The organism is Coprococcus comes ATCC 27758, assembly GCF_025149785.1.
Taxonomy (GTDB): Bacteria; Bacillota; Clostridia; order Lachnospirales; family Lachnospiraceae; genus Allocoprococcus; species Allocoprococcus comes.
In genome coordinates, this window is record NZ_CP102277.1 from 1163626 (window position 1) to 1181327 (window position 17702).

General features: G+C 43.5%; 19 protein-coding genes. 15 read left to right on the forward strand and 4 right to left on the reverse strand.

The window, feature by feature from the left end; translation table 11 throughout:
* The first annotated feature begins 9 nt into the window (after positions 1–9).
* Both NQ556_RS05710 and NQ556_RS05715 read left to right on the forward strand, forming a co-directional pair.
* On the forward strand, positions 10–1833 hold the full coding sequence (locus NQ556_RS05710) for an ABC-F family ATP-binding cassette domain-containing protein (protein WP_022220237.1): 1824 nt from the start codon (positions 10–12) through the stop codon (positions 1831–1833).
* Between the two features lie 79 nt (positions 1834–1912).
* Positions 1913–2617 (forward strand): DUF975 family protein, encoded by a 705-nt coding sequence (locus tag NQ556_RS05715; protein ID WP_044998726.1) that lies wholly within the window; start codon positions 1913–1915, stop codon positions 2615–2617.
* Positions 2618–2695: 78 nt separating this feature from the next.
* Here the strand turns inward: NQ556_RS05715 and NQ556_RS05720 are convergent, their stop codons facing one another.
* Both NQ556_RS05720 and NQ556_RS05725 read right to left on the reverse strand, forming a co-directional pair.
* The gene (locus NQ556_RS05720) at positions 2696–3757 is read right to left on the reverse strand and encodes an ABC transporter substrate-binding protein (protein ID WP_204575884.1); all 1062 of its coding nucleotides are present in this window, start codon (positions 3755–3757) and stop codon (positions 2696–2698) included.
* A gap of 121 nt (positions 3758–3878) precedes the next feature.
* Entirely contained in the window at positions 3879–4178 is a 300-nt protein-coding gene (locus tag NQ556_RS05725; RefSeq protein WP_008369494.1) for a hypothetical protein, read from the reverse strand.
* A 127-nt stretch (positions 4179–4305) separates the two neighbouring features.
* Between NQ556_RS05725 and NQ556_RS05730 the strand changes: the two genes are divergently transcribed.
* The 6 genes from NQ556_RS05730 to NQ556_RS05755 all read left to right on the forward strand — a co-directional run bounded on the left by NQ556_RS05730 (position 4306) and on the right by NQ556_RS05755 (position 7631).
* Positions 4306–4683, forward strand: a complete 378-nt coding sequence (locus tag NQ556_RS05730; RefSeq protein ID WP_008369492.1) for an SdpI family protein — start codon at positions 4306–4308, stop codon at positions 4681–4683.
* A 14-nt stretch (positions 4684–4697) separates the two neighbouring features.
* Complete coding sequence (locus NQ556_RS05735) at positions 4698–5246, forward strand: alpha/beta family hydrolase (RefSeq protein ID WP_022220314.1); 549 nt, start codon at positions 4698–4700, stop codon at positions 5244–5246.
* Positions 5247–5449: 203 nt separating this feature from the next.
* A complete protein-coding gene (locus tag NQ556_RS05740) occupies positions 5450–5818 on the forward strand; it encodes a VOC family protein (RefSeq protein WP_022220315.1) in 369 nt (122 codons plus the stop codon).
* Between the two features lie 175 nt (positions 5819–5993).
* Positions 5994–6950 (forward strand): ketopantoate reductase family protein, encoded by a 957-nt coding sequence (locus NQ556_RS05745; RefSeq protein ID WP_008369483.1) that lies wholly within the window; start codon positions 5994–5996, stop codon positions 6948–6950.
* Positions 6951–7078: 128 nt separating this feature from the next.
* Complete coding sequence (locus NQ556_RS05750; protein ID WP_008369481.1) at positions 7079–7339, forward strand: hypothetical protein; 261 nt, start codon at positions 7079–7081, stop codon at positions 7337–7339.
* Positions 7329–7631, forward strand: a complete 303-nt coding sequence (locus NQ556_RS05755) for a hypothetical protein (RefSeq protein WP_147574914.1) — start codon at positions 7329–7331, stop codon at positions 7629–7631. Before NQ556_RS05750 ends, NQ556_RS05755 begins: the two co-directional genes overlap by 11 nt.
* A gap of 77 nt (positions 7632–7708) precedes the next feature.
* Here NQ556_RS05755 and NQ556_RS05760 read toward each other — a convergent pair whose 3' ends face one another.
* The gene (locus NQ556_RS05760) at positions 7709–7918 is read right to left on the reverse strand and encodes a hypothetical protein (RefSeq protein WP_022220316.1); all 210 of its coding nucleotides are present in this window, start codon (positions 7916–7918) and stop codon (positions 7709–7711) included.
* Positions 7919–8220: 302 nt separating this feature from the next.
* Here NQ556_RS05760 and NQ556_RS05765 point away from each other — a divergent pair, with 302 nt between their 5' ends.
* The 6 genes from NQ556_RS05765 (at position 8221) to glgB (ending at position 14330) form a co-directional block, all read left to right on the forward strand.
* Positions 8221–9561 (forward strand): MATE family efflux transporter, encoded by a 1341-nt coding sequence (locus NQ556_RS05765; RefSeq protein WP_008369476.1) that lies wholly within the window; start codon positions 8221–8223, stop codon positions 9559–9561.
* Between the two features lie 97 nt (positions 9562–9658).
* Positions 9659–9916, forward strand: a complete 258-nt coding sequence (locus tag NQ556_RS05770; protein ID WP_008369473.1) for a hypothetical protein — start codon at positions 9659–9661, stop codon at positions 9914–9916.
* Between the two features lie 167 nt (positions 9917–10083).
* Positions 10084–10461, forward strand: coding sequence for a diacylglycerol kinase family protein (locus NQ556_RS05775; protein WP_008369472.1), 378 nt, complete (start codon positions 10084–10086; stop codon positions 10459–10461).
* 33 nt (positions 10462–10494) lie between these two features.
* Positions 10495–10938, forward strand: coding sequence for a phasin family protein (locus NQ556_RS05780; RefSeq protein WP_008369470.1), 444 nt, complete (start codon positions 10495–10497; stop codon positions 10936–10938).
* Complete coding sequence (locus NQ556_RS05785; RefSeq protein WP_022220317.1) at positions 10931–12526, forward strand: ABC1 kinase family protein; 1596 nt, start codon at positions 10931–10933, stop codon at positions 12524–12526. Before NQ556_RS05780 ends, NQ556_RS05785 begins: the two co-directional genes overlap by 8 nt.
* A 19-nt stretch (positions 12527–12545) precedes the next feature.
* The gene (glgB, locus tag NQ556_RS05790) at positions 12546–14330 is read left to right on the forward strand and encodes a 1,4-alpha-glucan branching protein GlgB (protein ID WP_022220318.1); all 1785 of its coding nucleotides are present in this window, start codon (positions 12546–12548) and stop codon (positions 14328–14330) included.
* 609 nt (positions 14331–14939) lie between these two features.
* On the opposite strand, the gene NQ556_RS05795 is transcribed toward glgB, so the two are convergent.
* Complete coding sequence (locus NQ556_RS05795; RefSeq protein WP_022220319.1) at positions 14940–16730, reverse strand: glycoside hydrolase family 2 protein; 1791 nt, start codon at positions 16728–16730, stop codon at positions 14940–14942.
* A gap of 201 nt (positions 16731–16931) precedes the next feature.
* On the opposite strand from NQ556_RS05795, the gene NQ556_RS05800 reads away from it, so the two are divergent.
* Positions 16932–17681, forward strand: a complete 750-nt coding sequence (locus NQ556_RS05800; RefSeq protein WP_008369460.1) for a phosphatase — start codon at positions 16932–16934, stop codon at positions 17679–17681.
* The last annotated feature ends 21 nt before the right edge of the window (positions 17682–17702 follow it).

Here is a 17702-nt window from a genome sequence, read left to right on the forward strand (position 1 = left end):
GGAAAATATATGAATTTACTGACAATGGAACATGTATCCAAAGCCTATACGGATCGTGTGCTTCTGGATGATGTGGGATTTGGAATCAATAAAAATGAAAAAATTGGTGTGATCGGAGTCAACGGAATGGGTAAATCCACTTTGCTGAAAATCGTTGCCGGAATCGAAGAAAGTGATGCCGGAACGATCAGCATGGGGAATCAGGTGAAGATCTGCTATCTTCCGCAGACGCCGGTATTTGAAGCAGGAACAACAATTCTTCGCGCGGCAACAGAAGGAAATTATGATGAGCTGAACCGCTGGACGATCGAGGCAGAAGCAAAGTCTATGCTGAATCAGCTTGGATTTACCGATTATGATGAAAAGATTGAGCATATGTCCGGCGGACAGAAGAAAAGGGTGGCACTTGTCCGGGCACTTTTAACACCGGCAGACATTCTGGTCCTTGACGAACCGACGAACCATTTGGACAATGAGATGTCCGAATGGCTGGAAGAATATCTGATCCAATTCCGGGGAGCGATCCTGATGGTTACGCATGACCGTTATTTCCTGGACCGTGTGGTAAATCGTATCGTGGAAGTTGATCATGGGAAATTATATAACTATCCAGGCAATTATTCCGAGTTTGTGCGTCTGAAAGCCGAGCGTCAGAACATGGAGCTTGCCACAGAACGTAAGAGAAAAAGCCTTTTGCGTACGGAGCTGGAATGGCTACACCGCGGCGCAAGGGCGAGAAGTACCAAACAGAAAGCGCATATTGACCGGATTCATGCTATGCAGGAAATGAAAGATATTCAGGAAGAAAAGCGAGTAATGCTGGATTCTGTGGCTTCCCGTATGGGGAATAAAACAATCGAACTTTCCGGAATCTGCAAATCTTATGGAGAAAAGAAGCTGATCGAAGATTTCTCTTATATTTTTCTGAAGAAAGACCGAATCGGAATTATTGGACATAATGGATGTGGAAAATCGACGCTGCTCAAGATTATCAACGGGATCATAAAACCGGATGTCGGAACTATTGAAATTGGACAGACAATCAAGATTGGCTATTTCTCGCAGGAGAATGAATATATGGATGAATCCGAGCGTGTCATTGATTATGTAAAAGAAGCAGGTGAGTACATTGCAACTTCTGACGGGAAGATTACCGCGTCCCAGATGCTGGAACGATTTCTTTTTGACGGGGCAATGCAGTGGTCGAGGATCGAAAAGTTATCCGGAGGCGAGAAACGGAGACTTTATCTACTACGTGTTTTGATGGAAGCACCAAATGTACTGATCCTGGATGAGCCAACCAATGATCTGGATATCCAGACGCTGACAATCCTGGAGGATTATCTGGATCATTTTGATGGTATTATTCTGATTGTATCCCATGACCGGTACTTCCTAGATCGTACTGTCAGTCGTATTTTTGCATTTAATGGAGGTGGAAAAATCCGCCAGTCGGAAGGTGGATACTCCGATTATCTGATCCGTGTGGAGCTTGAAAAACCGAAAGACGGACAGACAATTGCAGAAAATATGTCAGATGCAGCTTCTGCACAGACCGGTGAGTCTGACAGCAAAAAGATCTGGAAGCAGCGGGAAAAAAAGCTGAAATTTTCTTATAAGGAACAGCGGGAATACGAGACGATCGATGAGGATATCGCAAAGCTGGAAGAGACGATCGAAAAGCTGGATCGGGAGATGGTTAAGAATGCCACCAATTCCGTGAAGTTGTCCGAACTTATGAAAGAGAAAGAAGAAACAGAAACAACACTGGAAGAAAAGATGGACAGATGGGTGTACTTGAATGATCTTGCTGAGCAGATAGAAAATCAGTAAAGTGATTGACAGATTTACAGATGATAAAGTATAGGTAGTGAGAATCATATCAATGTATTCGAAGGAGGAGAGGTATATGATGTGGAATAGAGCAGAACTTAAAATGAGAGGCAATATGGCATTTAAGAAGAATTATGTGTCAGCCGTTGTAGTTGCGCTTCTGATGGGAATCTTTGGCACAGTCTCTGGCGAATCCAGTGCAAGACGGGTAAGTGAGAATTCAGATATATATAGTGGAAATTTATTTAATGTGGGAATGATTACCGGATTACTTGCAGGAATCGCAACGGTAGTAATACTGATTGTCCTTGTGGCAAAAGTATTTGTAGGTAATCTCCTGAAAATGGGTGGATATCGGTTCTTTATCCTGAACCAGACTGCACAGCCGGGAATCGGAACATTGCTTGACGGTTTCCGTTCCGGACATTATGTTAATATTGTTCTTACCATGTTTTTAAGAGATTTATTTACTACACTTTGGAGTCTGCTTTTGGTGGTACCTGGAATCGTTAAGCATTATGAATATCTGATGGTACCATATATTATTGCTGAGAATCCGGCAATGGATTACAAAGAAGCATTCCAGATCAGTAAACAGATGATGGATGGAGAAAAAATGGAAGCATTTATCATGGATCTGTCATTCCTTGGATGGTATCTGCTGAGTGCGGTTACCTGTGGACTTCTTGCGATTTTTTATGTAAATCCGTATGTACAGGCATCCTTTGCGGAGATGTACACATTCAATAAGCAGAAGGCTTATCAGGAGGGATATATCCGGTAAGAGTTTCAGAAAGATAAATTTTAAAATGTAAGAATAGAGCGCAGACGCTGGCTTAAAATGAAGCGTCTGCGCTTTTATTTAGTGGGCGGCCTTCTTCGCAAAGGTAGTCGTAACTAGTTCTTCATAAGGAACACGCTCTTTCAGCTCACCGGAGTTTTCCAGAATATCCTGCAGCAGATTGAAGCTTTCTTCGTTGAAGATCAGATCCGATTTCCAGGTGTCTTGTTCGTAGTAACGGCTGACAATGGTTGTAATTGTAGCGAGATCGGTTTCCTTGAACTGTGGTGCAATGACTTTTGCAATCTCTTCCGGAGTATGGGACTGAACGAAATCCATTCCTTTTTGCAGGGCATTGGTGAATTTCTGGATGATGTTCGGATTAGCATTCAGATAACTTGTTTTGGCACTATAGGCGGTGTATGGGACATAGCCGGAATCAACGCCGAGAGAAGCAACGACATAACCGGAATTTTCCGCTTCAAGGGCAGTAGCGCTCGGTTCAAATTCGATGGTATAGTCTGCCTGCCCACCGGAAAATGCAGCAGCGGTTGAACCGAAATCAATACTCTGGTTGATAGAAAGATCCTTCTGTGGATTAATTCCGTTTTTTTTCAAAATGTATTCAAAGACCATTTCCGGCATGCCACCTTTTCTTCCGCCAAGAACGTCTTTTCCTTTCAGATCATCCCATGAAAAATCCGGCATTTCTTCACGTGCGACCAGAAAGTTTCCGGCGCGTTGCGTAAGCTGTGCGAAGTTTTTGATGACATCATTTGCACCCTCCTGGTAAGTATAAATCGAAGATTCACTTCCCATAAAGCCAATATCTGCCTCACCGGAGAGGACGGCGGTCATAACTTTATCCGCCCCAAAACCAGTAACAAGAGTCAAATTAATTCCTTCATCCGCAAAATACCCATTTTCAATCGCAACGTATTGCGGGGCATAGAAGATAGAATGGGCGACTTCGTTCAGTGTCACAGAGACAGGAGAAGAATTGGTGTCATGATTGGCTTGGGAAGTGACGGTTTCAGTTTTAGGATTCGTAGCATTATCATCGGCAGGTGCAGAGCTGCAGGCTGATAAAAGGCCGACAGTTATAGCAGAAACAAAAAGTAAGGATATAAAATTTTTTTTCATAAGTCCTCCTGGGTGGTATAACATTCTCATTTAAGATATGCAAAAAATGTGAAATTGGTGTTTTTATCTGATAGCCAATCGCTCTCCGCTGAAGATTTTGAAACTCCAGAACAACCTGCAACTAAAAGTCCCTTATTTTATCATATAATTTATCCGAGTAATATGGCAGATAAATAATAGCAAAAGTATAAGCCATATGTTTCGCTTCGGTTAAGTCATTTGTCCTTTTTTCACCATAATATTTGCTCATAAGTGGCTGACTTCCATTACCTACGCCCTGCAATATCAGGTTGATGATCACCAGTGAAATATTAGGAGTCAGAGCAAGTCCGAAAGGAGCGAGTCCTGCCTTAAAAATTGATTTGCATAGAGAACCGAATTCACCAGCATTTGCACAAATTTCCAGTTTCTTTTTTACCACAAAATGCACAAGAACCGAAAACGGTTTGTTGATTAATTTGTCCCAAGAGAGTAAACTGAAACATAAGACATTTGGGGTGTGTGTATCTGAGAAAAACTGAAAAAGATAAAATAATGGAGGTGCGGCTATGGGATTCTGGATTTTTATGCTTATAATGGATTTACTGATTCCGTTTACAATGATCGGCTTCGGAAAAATGTTTTTGAAAAAAGCACCGGATCAGATCAATTATGTGTTTGGTTACAGAACATCAATGTCAATGAAGAATCAGGACACCTGGGTATTTGCACATCATTATTGCGGAAAGATCTGGTATATCTGTGGACTTATTCTTTTGGTGGTATCTTTAATTGTGTTACTTCTGGTTATTGGAAAGTCTAATGATGCCATAGGAAATGTCGGGGGAATTCTGTGTGTATTTCAGATGATTCCACTGGTGGGTTCGATCATACCGACGGAGATTGCACTCAGGAAAAATTTTGATAAATATGGAAATAAAAGATAAATCAGGAGGATGCCATGAAAATAGCAGTATTTTTCCCAGGCATTGGTTATCATTGTGATAAGCCACTTTTGTACTATGCAAGAAAACTGGTTCAGGAATATGGATATGAAAAGATAGTCATGCAGGAGTATTCCTATAATGGCAAAAATATACGCGGCGATAAAAAGAAAATGCAAGAGGCATTTGAGTCCTTGTATGCGCAGGCAGAAAAGAAGCTTGAAGAAATCGCATTTGACGAGTACAGTGAAGTTTTATTTATTTCCAAAAGCGTAGGAACCATTATTGCATCCGCTTATGCTAAGAAATATAAGATAAAATGCTGCCAGATTTTGTATACCCCGCTTGAACAGACTTTTATGTTTGAACATGATGATGCAATTGCATTTATTGGAACTGCGGATCCGTGGAGCGATGTAAAAAAAGTAATTGAATGTTCAAAGAATCAGGCAGTTCCGATTTATGTGTATGAGGATGCCAATCATTCATTGGAAAAAGAAAATATTTTACAAAACATTGATATCCTGAAAAACGTAATGGAAAAGACACAGAAGTATTTGCGGTAGCTATTCCAGGAAAGCGAACCCATTTGCACTGGAGGTGTCGAATAAATCCCGTGCAATCTGGATAACGTCGTGTGCATAGGATGGAAGATATCCTCCATGGCGGTGTGCCACTGGGAAGGGAAGTTGAATAGGAAAAGCCTATTTTTTACCAGGAAGATCAGAAAAAACTGATAGAGTAAAAAAATCAGGTTGTGGAGGAGAAGATGAGATTAAGGAATATCCTGATTGTCGTAAAAGACATTGAAAAATCAAAGAAATTCTATCATGATCTGTTTGGTCTGGATATCATTCTGGACAATGATGGAAACGTTATTCTGACAGAAGGACTTGTTTTACAGGACGAAAAAGTCTGGAAGGATGTTACAGGAAAAGAAGTTGTCCCGGAGAATAATTCCTGTGAACTTTATTTTGAAGAGCGGAATATTGAAACATTTACTGAAAAATTAGAAAAACTGTATCCGGAAACCAAATATGTCACCAGGCTGATGACGTACAGCTGGGGACAGAAAGTGATCCGTTTTTATGATCTGGACGGCAATCTGATTGAAGTCAGGACACCGATGCGGGGATAAAGAGAAAATAACATACATCAGGAGGACAACAAAATGGCAGCGGTACTTTTACGTGCAGCATCTCTGGCGTTTGTCATGGTTCTTGGAATTTTATTGAAAAAGACGGGAATCGTCGGCAATCCGGCAAGGGTACTCCGAAAGGTTGAAAAATAGAAAATTTACGAGGTGAGAGAAGATGAAGATAAAATCAGTTGCAGTTTTAGGTGCGGGAGCAGTAGGCTCTTATGTGATCTGGGGTCTTTCTGAAAAATCAGATATCCGGCTTGGAGTAATCGCTGAAGGAGAAAGAGCAGAACGTCTGAAAAAGAACGGATGTGCGATCAATGGCAAGACTTACCATCCGGAGGTGTGGACTCCGGATGAGGCACATGATGTGGATCTGATGGTGATTGCTTTGAAATACGGTTCACTGGAAGGTGCTTTGGAGAGTATACAAAAAGTAACAGGCGAGCATACGGTGATCATGAGTCTGATGAACGGTGTTGACAGCGAAGAGATCATTGGCAGAACAGTGGGAATGGAGCATGTGTTACCGGCACTGATTAAAGTGGCTTCACATAAAGAGGAAGACGGTTATCATTTTGATCCACCGACCACACTTGGAATCATTTTCGGAGAACCGTCCGCGCCGTTCGACAGCGAGCGGGTGAAAGCAGTGGAAGAGTTATTTGCAGATACCGGGATTCATTTCCGCTTTACAGAGTATATTCAGGAAGAGATCTGGTGCAAGTTTTGCCTGAATGTGTGCAGCAATTTGCCGCAGGCGATTCTGGGAGCAGGCGTTGGATGTTACCGTGACAGCGTGCACATGAAAGCAATCAGTGACGGATTAAAAAGAGAGCTGGAAGCAGTCGCACAGGCAAAAGGGATCGATATGAGTAAGACCGAAAGCTCGTCCGGACGTGGAAGTGCGGTCCCACCGTCAGCCAGATATTCCACCTTGCAGGATCTGGATGCCGGATGCCACACGGAAATCGATATGTTCTCCGGCGAGCTTGTGCGGATGGGAAAAGAGCTCGGAATCCCGATGCCGTATAATGAATACACCTATCATATGATCAAGGCGCTGGAAGAGAAAAACGATGGTAAATTTGATTATACCGGGAAGGAAGAACTGACCTGGTCAAAGTAGAAAATATAGAGCGGGTATGTTATGCTGAAATCAGCATAAATTAAAATGTGCGATTTCGGGAGAAGATGTAAGATCAGATTCTCGTAAAAAGAACAACATAAAATGAAAAAAAGAAAGAGAGAGAAAGCATGAACGAATTATATGAAGCAATTGAAAAGAAAATCAAATCATCCGGATATCCGAGACTGATTTCCGGAGAGGATGTATACGATGATATCTGTGATCAGATTGAAGGAAAGGAAAATGGAGAATATATTTTACTTTCCAAATTTGATGATGATGTTGTGTTTGAATATCATATCACGATTCAGGATGATGATTTTAATCTTGGAATCCTGACCATGAAGACACCGGAAGGCGTATTTGAAGTAGATTTTGATGAGGAATAGAAGATGCAGATTACCGTTTATCTTGGTGCAAATGAAGGAAATGTTTTCCGAACGTCTGGAATTTCTCCAGAGTAATTTTTATTCTTATGGCGAATATGCCCTGGTTGGAACAAAGGGCTATTGCTATGAAGGAAAAGATACAATCGAACATTTTGAAAAGCTGCGCAGCCGGGAAATCGAGCGCCTGCGGGTTTCTTTGGAGATGGCGAAAAAGGCAGGATACCAGAAATTTACCGGGATGATTTTTGTAGAAAATGAGACAAAGGATATTCTATGCTTTTTCATGTTATAGTAGTAGTTACCAGCATAAATATAAGGAACGGTTTCGGACAAAAAGAGCGAAACCGTTCCTTATTTGGTTGATAGAAGTCACTCACATTTCTCCGGATCAATTTTTGGCGGCCGATAATGATAGACTTCTTCGTAGGATTCCAGCTCTGCTCTGTTTGTGGGACCGACAGGGATCAGACCGGTGCAGTCCTGCGCAGATGCTGCATTAGACAGATAATCGTAGGAATCGATGATCTTCTGATTGGATTTTTTGCGGGATGAAATATCAGAATGTTTTTCCTTTTTCATGGGGACCTCCTTATCTGATATGGCACAGGCAGAAAAAAGTGAAAATCTTAAAAACTGCCGGCAGGATAAGATAAGTATGTGCTGATAGGTAGAAAGTATGTATGAAAAAAACGGTTTCTGCCTCATTTGGGTTTGAAAACTATGTGAGATAGAAAGAAAGCAGTCTATTAAACGCATCAGGGCAAAAAAATACTTGCATTCTGAGTTTAAGAAGACCATAATAGCAAAGGGATTTTTTGGAAATTATTTGAAATCAGGAATGAAGTAAGAGAGAAGCAGAGGAAAAAAGGAGTTAAAAGAAAATGGAACAAAAGCATATGTTCACAAATAAAATGATTGCAGATCTTCTGATACCGGTCGTTCTGGAACAGCTTCTGAACTCCATCATGGGAACAGCGGACACAATGATGGTAAGCAATGTGGGATCTGCGGCGATTTCAGCAGTATCGCTGGTGGATTCGATCAATGTGCTGGTGATCCAGGCGTTTTCTGCGCTGGCGGCAGGAGGTGCGATCGTCTGTGCACAGTATATCGGACAGAAGAATGTGAAGCGGGCAAATGAATCCGCAAGGCAGGTGCTGTTTATTATTACGGCAATTTCGGTTGTGATCAGCCTGATCTGTCTTGTTTTCCAAAAGCCGATGCTGCGTCTGATCTTTGGATCAGTGGAGGCGGAGGTCATGCGTGCGTCGGAAATTTATTTCTTCTACACGGCACTGTCCTTTCCGTTTATCGCAGCTTATGATTCGGCAGCATCGATTTTCAGGGCACAGGATAATACGAAAGGTCCGATGCTCATTTCCATGATATCCAATGTGATGAACATTGCAGGAAATGCAATGCTGATCTGGGGATTTCATATGGGTGTTGCAGGGGCAGCACTTGCAACTCTGATTTCACGTGTTTTCTGTGCAGTTGTAGTTCTGGCCCAGCTGCGTCAGGACAGGCAGCCGATCGTGGTGCGTGATTATCTGAAAATCCGTCCAGACTTCCGGATGATCCGGAGAATTCTAAGTATCGGTATCCCGTCAGGGGTAGAGAACAGTATGTTCCAGCTTGGAAAGCTTGCGATTCAGTCCTCCGTATCAACGCTCGGCACAGTGGCAATCGCGGCACAGGCAATGACGAGTATTCTGGAAAATCTGAATGGAATTGCAGCAATCGGAGTTGGCGTTGGGTTGATGACGATTGTTGGACAGTGTATTGGGGCTGGCAGAAAAGATGAAGCGGTTTACTATATCAAAAAGCTTTGTATGATTGCGGAAGTGATTCTGATCATCAGCTGTCTGAGTGTATTTGTGCTGACAAAACCGATCACGATCCTTGGTGGTATGGAAAAAGAAAGTGCGGATATGTGTATCCATATGACGATGTGGATCACGATTGTAAAGCCATTGGTATGGATTATGGCATTTATCCCGGGCTATGGTATGCGCGCAGCCGGGGATGTGAAATTTTCAATGCTCACATCTTGCACGACGATGTGGCTGTGCCGTTTTTGCCTCAGTGTATTTATGATCCGGATAGTTGGTGTCGGAGCGATGGGCGTGTGGATCGGAATGTTTTCAGACTGGACACTCCGTGGGATTATTTTTTCGTGGAGATTCCACAGCAGAAAGTGGCTGAAGCATCAGGTGATTTAAAATTCTTACATAGATTTTACATGGCAGATCCTTTGGATTTTACATACCTTTGATAAGATTCTGTTAAAGGTAAGGAATTTGGAAAGGAAGATGTAAAATGAGAAAGCTGTGGGATTTCTGGAAGAATAAAAAATATGGAAAAAAGAGTATGACAGGATGGTTTCTGCTGACGAATGCATTATTGTGTGGGGGTATAGGTGCAGCACTTTGGGGAGTTGTCAGTCTGGTGGCGTTAAAAGGAATATCCTGGCTGATCATATTTGCAGGATATGCGATTGTTTTCCCGGGATTCCTCGGAGGTGTACTTTTTGCAATGAATGCGGAAACAACGATGGATGAATTAGAGATAAAATAAATAGACAGAGAAGCGGAAATATCAGAAATGGTATTTCCGCTTTTTTCGATACAAAATACAAATTTACAATTTTTACAGATTGTATAGAAAGAAAATACGGAAAAGACTGGTTATTATAGAGCTGATTTGGTAAAATAAAGACAATAATAAGAAGCAGGTGATGAAATATGGACAGTCAGAAGAAAGATCCGCTCTATAAAAGTTTTGGATACGCATTTGAAGGGATTGGTACCTGTATCAAAAAAGAGCGGAATATGAAGATTCACTGTGCGGCAGCGATTCTGGTAGTGATTGCCGGAGTGATATTGAAGATCTCATCGCTGGAATGGTGCATCTGCCTGACACTTTTTGGGCTTATCATGGCGCTGGAGCTGGTCAATACCGCAGTAGAAGCGGTGGTTGATCTGGTGACGGAAGAGCGGAAGCCACTTGCAAAGATTGCAAAAGATACAGCAGCAGGTGCGGTTCTGATCGCAGCAATTATGGCAGCGATCGCCGGGATTATTATTTTTCTGCCAAAGGGGCTTACATTCCTTGGGTTTTAAAGCAGATTGAAATTGTGAAAGGAGATAGACGTTATGGGAAGTTTAGGAGATGGAGTTAAGAAAGTATTACTTGCAGGGATTGGTACAGCAGCAGTAACTGCAGAAAAGTCAAAAGAAGTTCTGGATAAGATGGCAGAACGTGGAGAAGCAGCTGTAGAACAGGGAAAAGTTCTGAATCAGGAACTTCGCCACAATATCAAGAAGACTGTAAAAGAAAATGTCAATGTTTCTGTTAAGACATCTTCACCGGAAGAACTGGACGAGCTGCTTGATAAGATGACACCGGAGCAGATTGAACAGCTCAAAGAAAGAATTTATGAGCGTGAAGCAGCAGTTTCTGAAGAAGAAACAGAAAAAGTAGAAGAAGCTGTAGAACAGGCAGGAGAGACGGCTGAAACTGTTGAAACAGAGACGGCAAAGGAAGCAGCAAAAGAAGTTGAAGCAATCGAATCTGGCAACGAGGACATGAATGAGTAACAAAAACCAGCCAAAAGAGTCAAATAAATATGGTTCCAGACTGCGGGAGATGACAGCAGTCCTCAGAAAACATGGGATTACCGGTGGACTTACCCCGGAAAAGCTCCGGCTGATCCTGGAGGATCTGGGGCCGACTTATATTAAGCTTGGTCAGATCATGTCACTGCATTCCGACATTCTTCCGAAAAGCTATTGTGAAGAACTGATGCGGCTTCATTCCGAGGTGACACCGATGCCATTTGAACAGGTAGCAGAAGTGATCCGCAAGTCCTACGGTTATGAGTGGAACGAAGTGTTCCAGAGCATTGATGTGCATCCACTGGGATCGGCATCGATCGCACAGGTCCACCGGGCGGTTCTGAAGACTGGGGAAGATGTTGTCGTCAAAGTTCAGAGGCAGGGCATCTATAAGGTAATGTCCAGAGATATCAGTCTGCTCCACAAAGCGGCAAAGCTGGTCCCGCCAGGTACGATCAAGGACATGGTGGATATTAACATGGTCCTGGACGAGCTCTGGACTGTCACCCAGCAGGAGATGAATTTCCTTCTGGAGGCAGCCAGTATGGAAGAATTTGCCCAGCGCAATCAGGATGTGGCTTTTGTTACAACGCCTCGGCTCTATCGCGAATATACGACCAACCATGTGCTAGTGATGGAATATATTGATGGATTTGCAATCAACGATAAAGAAAATCTGCTGGCAAATGGCTATGATCTGAATGAGATTGGAACAAAGCTTGTAGATAATTACATTCGCCAGGTTATGGAGGACGGTTTTTTTCATGCTGATCCGCATCCAGGCAATGTGCGTATCCGTGATGGAAAGATTGTTTGGATCGATATGGGAATGATGGGAAGACTTACCGAGCGTGACCGGGAACAGATCAGCAATGCAGTCAAAGGTGTGGCAGAGAATGACATCGGTCTGATCCAGGAAGCGGTGATGGCACTTGGCGAGTTCCGTGGAAAGCCGGATCAGAGCAAGCTGTATGAAGATATCAATAATCTGATGGCAAAATATGGAACGATTGATATGGGTGATATCGATATTGCGGAAGTTATGCAGGATCTGATGGAAGTGATGAAGGAAAATAAAATTTCTATGCCTCATGGACTTACTATGCTTGCAAGAGGACTCGCCAATATGGAAGGTGTGCTTGCCGAGATCAGTCCGCAGATCAACATGGTTGAGATTGCGGCGGCACGGATGAAGGAGAGCTTTCTGACGAAGGAACAGTGGAAAAAAGAGATAAAGAATGATGCAAAAAGACTGTATCGTTCTCTTCACAAGGCAATGGATATTCCTTCCCTTGCAGCAGACATCCTGCAGGGTCACATGAAAGGACAGACCAGAGTCAATCTGGATCTTCATACTTCGGATGAGCTTTCCGGGTTGCTCAGGAGGTTGGTGCGGAATATTGTAATGGGGCTGTGGGTGATGGCACTTCTGATCAGTTCCAGCATTATCTGTACAACCAATATGCAGCCAAGGTTGTGGGGGATTCCGGCAATCGGTGCGTTTGGATATCTGATGGCATTTGCTATTGTAATGTATGTTTTTATCAAACATATCTTTTCAAAAAAATAAATAAACAGGGGGAAAAGAGATGCGGAAGGAGTTTTATACAGGGCATCTTTTTGATGTATATCGTTATTTTGGAGCGCATAAAGAGGGTGAAAATTTTATTTTCCGTGTGTTTGCGCCATCGGCAAAAGGAGTGTGCGTATTTGGAGAATTCAGTAACTGGACAGAGATCCCGATGTATCAGGAGGGACAGAGCGGTGTATATGTGTCAGAGCCGATTCCGGCGAAGACTGGTCAGCTGTATAAGTACTGCATTTACACAGCAAATGGCGGAAGGGTAGAGCACTGTGATCCATATGGCTTCCAGATGGAATTAAGACCAGGAGATTGCTCAATCTTAACGGATCTTTATAGTTATAAATTTAAGGATGAAAAATGGATGAAGAACCGGACAGTCGGATTTGACAGTCCGGTCAATATCTATGAGATCCATGCAGGATCCTGGAGAAAAAAAGGAGAAGGGCAGACCGACTGGTATACTTATATTGAGCTTGCAAAGCTTCTGATTCCTTATGTAAAAAAGAATCATTATACTCATATTGAGATGATGCCGCTTTCCGAGCATCCTTTTGACGGATCCTGGGGATATCAGAATACCGGATTTTTTGCGCCGACCGCACGTTATGGAACACCGGATGAGCTGAAAAAATTTGTGGATGAGTGTCACCAGGCAGGAATTGGTGTGATCATGGATTTTGTTCCGGTACATTTTGCAGTCGATTATTATGGCTTGAAAGAATTTGACGGAACCTGTCTGTATGAATATCCAAATGCGGCAGTAGGTGAAAGCGAATGGGGAAGCTGTAATTTCATGCATTCCAGAGGGGAAGTACGATGTTTCTTACAGTCGGCAGCAAATTACTGGCTGAGTGAGTTCCATTTTGACGGAATCCGTATGGATGCAGTCAGCCGTCTGATCTACTGGCAGGGTGACGAGGCCAGAGGTGTTAACGGAACGACACTGGATTTTCTGAAGGTGATGAACCAGGGACTAAAGTCCCTTCATCCGACAGCCATGCTGATCGCAGAAGATTCCACCAATTTTCCAGGTGTTACCAAACCGGTTGACCAGGGAGGAGTTGGTTTTGATTACAAGTGGGATCTTGGCTTCATGCACGATACACTGGAATATTTCCAGAGTGCACCAGAATACAGAAGCAGAGATTATCATAAGCTGACATTCTCGATGATGTATTATTATAATGAGCGTTTTTTGCTGGAATACTGTCATGACGAAGTGGTACATGGAAAGGCAACGATTCTCCAGAAGATGAACGGAGAATATGAGGATAAGTTCCCGCAGGCAAGAGCTATGTATCTGTATATGATGGCGCATCCTGGTAAGAAGCTGAATTTCATGGGAAATGAATTCGGTCAGCTTCGCGAGTGGGATGAAAGCCGCGAGCAGGACTGGGATATCCTAAAATATCCGCTCCATGATGCATTTCACCGTTATATGATCGAACTGAATCGCATCGGTCAGGAAAATGATGCATTCTGGCATGATTATGATCCGGAGAATTTCAAATGGCTGGACTGCCATCAGGAAGAGCGCTGTATCTATGCGATCAAAAGAAAAGGAAAAAATAAGAACTTTATCGCGATATTCAACTTCTCAGACGAAGAACAGGAAGATTACGAACTGGATACCGAAGAAGAAGGAAAACTCAGTGTGATACTGGATACGGACTGGGACGAATATGGAGGAAATACAAAAAAGAAAAAGACATTGCCGGCAAAAGCAAAAAAAGGGACGCATGTGACGCTGGACCTGCCGCCGTTTTCGGGGATTTTGCTGATGAGTTAGGTGATAGGAAAGGGACGCCCGGGGCAGAACGATATTTCTGCTTTCGGGCGCGCTTTCGCTCCGCAAAAAACGCAGCGGTACTAAGTTCGGTGATACCGCAAGCGTTATCCCCTCACTAAGTGCCGGCGTTTTTTGAGGGCCCGCCAGCAGAATTATCGTTCTGCCCCGGGCTGTGCTATGACACCAGAACCGCATCGGCGAAGGGGGGAAGACGGCACCATAATACTAAGCGCACAAAAAACTAATACCAGGGGGGACGGCATCCGCTGCGCATCGCCTGGATGTGGTGTCTGACGGGAAGTGGTGGCAATGGATTTGCAGAAGTACTGGAGGTATATTGATAAGGTATAAAGTTTACGTTCCTGAGCAACCTATCCCACTGAAATTAAAATAGTATTTTCCCAGTGCGGCAGCGAAGCGCCTCCGTACAACTTGTACTGGAGCGACAAACGCAAGCACCCATGCATTCGGAATGAACCCCATCGGAAACGTCGGTACTTAGTGAGAGGACGTCGTCAGACATCATCGAACTTAGTATCCGCTACGTTTGCGGACTAAGCGCGAGCGGGGGTGAATCCGAATCCATGGGTGTGTAACTTTGCCAACCACCTACAACTTACAAACCTCCCTGTCGTAAGTTATCAGCCCGTTTATTTCATCTTCGATGTCGGAGAGTTGTGTATATACTGCTCCGCACAATCCCTGTTCTTTGAGGGGGTCGATTTCTTCAGACATAAGTTTATGATAGGCTGCCTGGAATTCTTCCTGTGAAGAGCAGATTTTATATCCGTATGTCTTGCCGGAGCAGGTATGTCCTTTGACCTGGCAGGTGTAGCCTCCGTATTCGGAAATGACGAAAGCGCGGTCAGATGGAGTTACGAACTGCTTTGCAAAGTAGTTATGTTCACTTTTGAAATCTCCCTGCCGTCTGTCAAACCATCCACTGGCGGAATCGATGAGCCGGGTGTCATCCAGTTCGCGGAATAAGGCAGTGAGCTTTTTTGAATCAAACTGTCCCCAGCCTTCATTGAAGATTACCCAGGTGCTGATGCATGGGAATGCTTTTAGGGCAGTGACAGTTTCTTTGCATTCACGGATGAATTCTTCTCTGCCATGTACATTTTTCCTGCCGAAGAGAGGATGAATCCGGTCACTGGTGTGAAGCTTGAATTTTGGAAAGAGTGCAGGCAGCCAGGTCATGAACGGAGCATTGTAGGTGCCACCGTTTACCATGTCCTGCCAGACGATCATTCCAAGACGGTCGCAATGATAATACCATCTTGCAGTCTCGACTTTTACATGCTTACGGATCATGTTGAAGCCGAGATTTTTCATGGTCTGGATATCATAGATCAGCGCTTCATCAGATGGTGCAGTGTAAAGCCCGTCCGGCCAGTATCCCTGATCCAGGACTCCATTCAGAAAAAGTGGTTCATGGTTCAGGCAGAAGCGGGGAAGTCCTTTTTTATCCGGTTCGATGGTAAAGGTACGCATTGCAAAATAGCCGGTGACTTTATCTTCGCCTGCTTGTATCTCAATTGTATAAAGATAAGGATCATCAGGATTCCAGGGATGCATATTGTTGACGTCACAGTAGCAGGAGTAACAGCAAAGAGAGTCAGACTGATTGGTGCAGATCCCTTTGGAAATCAGGCGACCGTCCATGTCTCTGACGTGACAGACAACCGCTTCGGCATCGCTGCATCCGGAAATCGGATGATTTAAAAGAAGGGATACATGTACCGTCTCTTTTTCATATAAAGGGGTGAGTTCCAGTTTTTTGACATAGACAGCCGGAACCCATTCCATCCATACTGTCTGCCAGATTCCACTCTGGGCAGTGTAGAACATTCCGCCACGCTTTAATTTCTGTTTTCCAACACTGTGATAAGAAGTGTCGGAACGGTCTTCAATGTGTACAGTCAGAGTGTTGCAACCCTCCTGCAGAGCATCTGTGATATCAGCAGAAAATGGAAGATATCCGCCGATATGTGAGACAACTACTTTTCCATTTACCAGAACTTTCGCATACTGATCGACTGCACCAAAATGCAAGATGCACCGGGATCCGTCGGAAGGAAGGCACTTGACTGACAGCAGGCGCTCACAGAGCATTTTTTCGTGCGGCTTTAACTGGAAACCGGCACCGGAAAGAGGGGCTTCCGGAGAAAAAGGAACGAGAAGAGTTCCTTCTTTGGTTATGGTATTTTTTTCTGAAAGAACTGTGTAATTCCATTCTCCATTCAGGTTGATATATTGATCGCGGATCATTTGCGGACGTGGATATTCTTCCAGTATGTGCTGCGGATCAAGAGCTTTTCCCCAACGGGTAGTCAGTGTCTGATGGGAAACTTTTCTGGGAAAGATCCGTACACTTGCAAGTGCTGCTAAAAGATTCATAAAAAAACCTCTTTCGTTAAATATTCTTATAGTCTATTGTACCATGTGACAACAAAAACACTGCACATTTTATAGAAATTTTAGAAATGAAAACAGTGGGGAAAAACGGATTGTAAAAAAGAAAGAATCAGTTTATCATAAGAATATAAGAAAAGATGAGCTGTGAGAACACAGACAAAGAGCAGGCAGGAGGAAAGACCGATGAAAATAGTTTTAGATACACATGCACATACCATTGTCAGCGGACATGCATACAATACGATACGTGAGATGGCACAGATGGCGAAAGAGAAAGGACTGGAGGCATTTGCACTGACTGAACATGCACCGCAGATGCCGGGAACCTGTCATGAGTTCTATTTCCAGAATCTGCATATCGTACCGCGTGAAATGTACGGCGTGAGACTGTTCATGGGTGTGGAACTGAATATTATGAATGAAAAGGGAGAGGTTGACCTTCCGGAGAGCACACTTTGTCAGATGGATATTGCAATTGCAAGTATTCATGGACCTTGTTATAAAGGCGAGCGGACGGAAGAGGCAATCACGGCGGCATACCTTGCGGCAATGGAGAATCCGCTGATTCACATTATTGGACATCCGGATGACGGAAGATATCCGGTGGATTATGAACAGCTGGCCAAAAAAGCAAAAGAGACAGGAACCGTTCTGGAGGTAAATAACGGTTCGTTAAGACCTGGCGGATTCCGCGTGGATACCAGGAAAAATGATTTAAAAATGCTGGAATACTGTAAGAAATACGAAGTTCCGGTTACGATGGGAAGCGACGCACATATGGATGTAGATCTTGCAGATTACAGTTATGCGCTTCCGGTGATCGAGGAGAGTCATTTTCCGGAAGAACTGATCGTTAATACTTCTGCAGAGCTTCTGAAATCATGTATTCAGTATAAACGGAATATGTGGAAACAGAAAAAAGTGAATTGTTAATACGTCATTTACGTTAAAAAA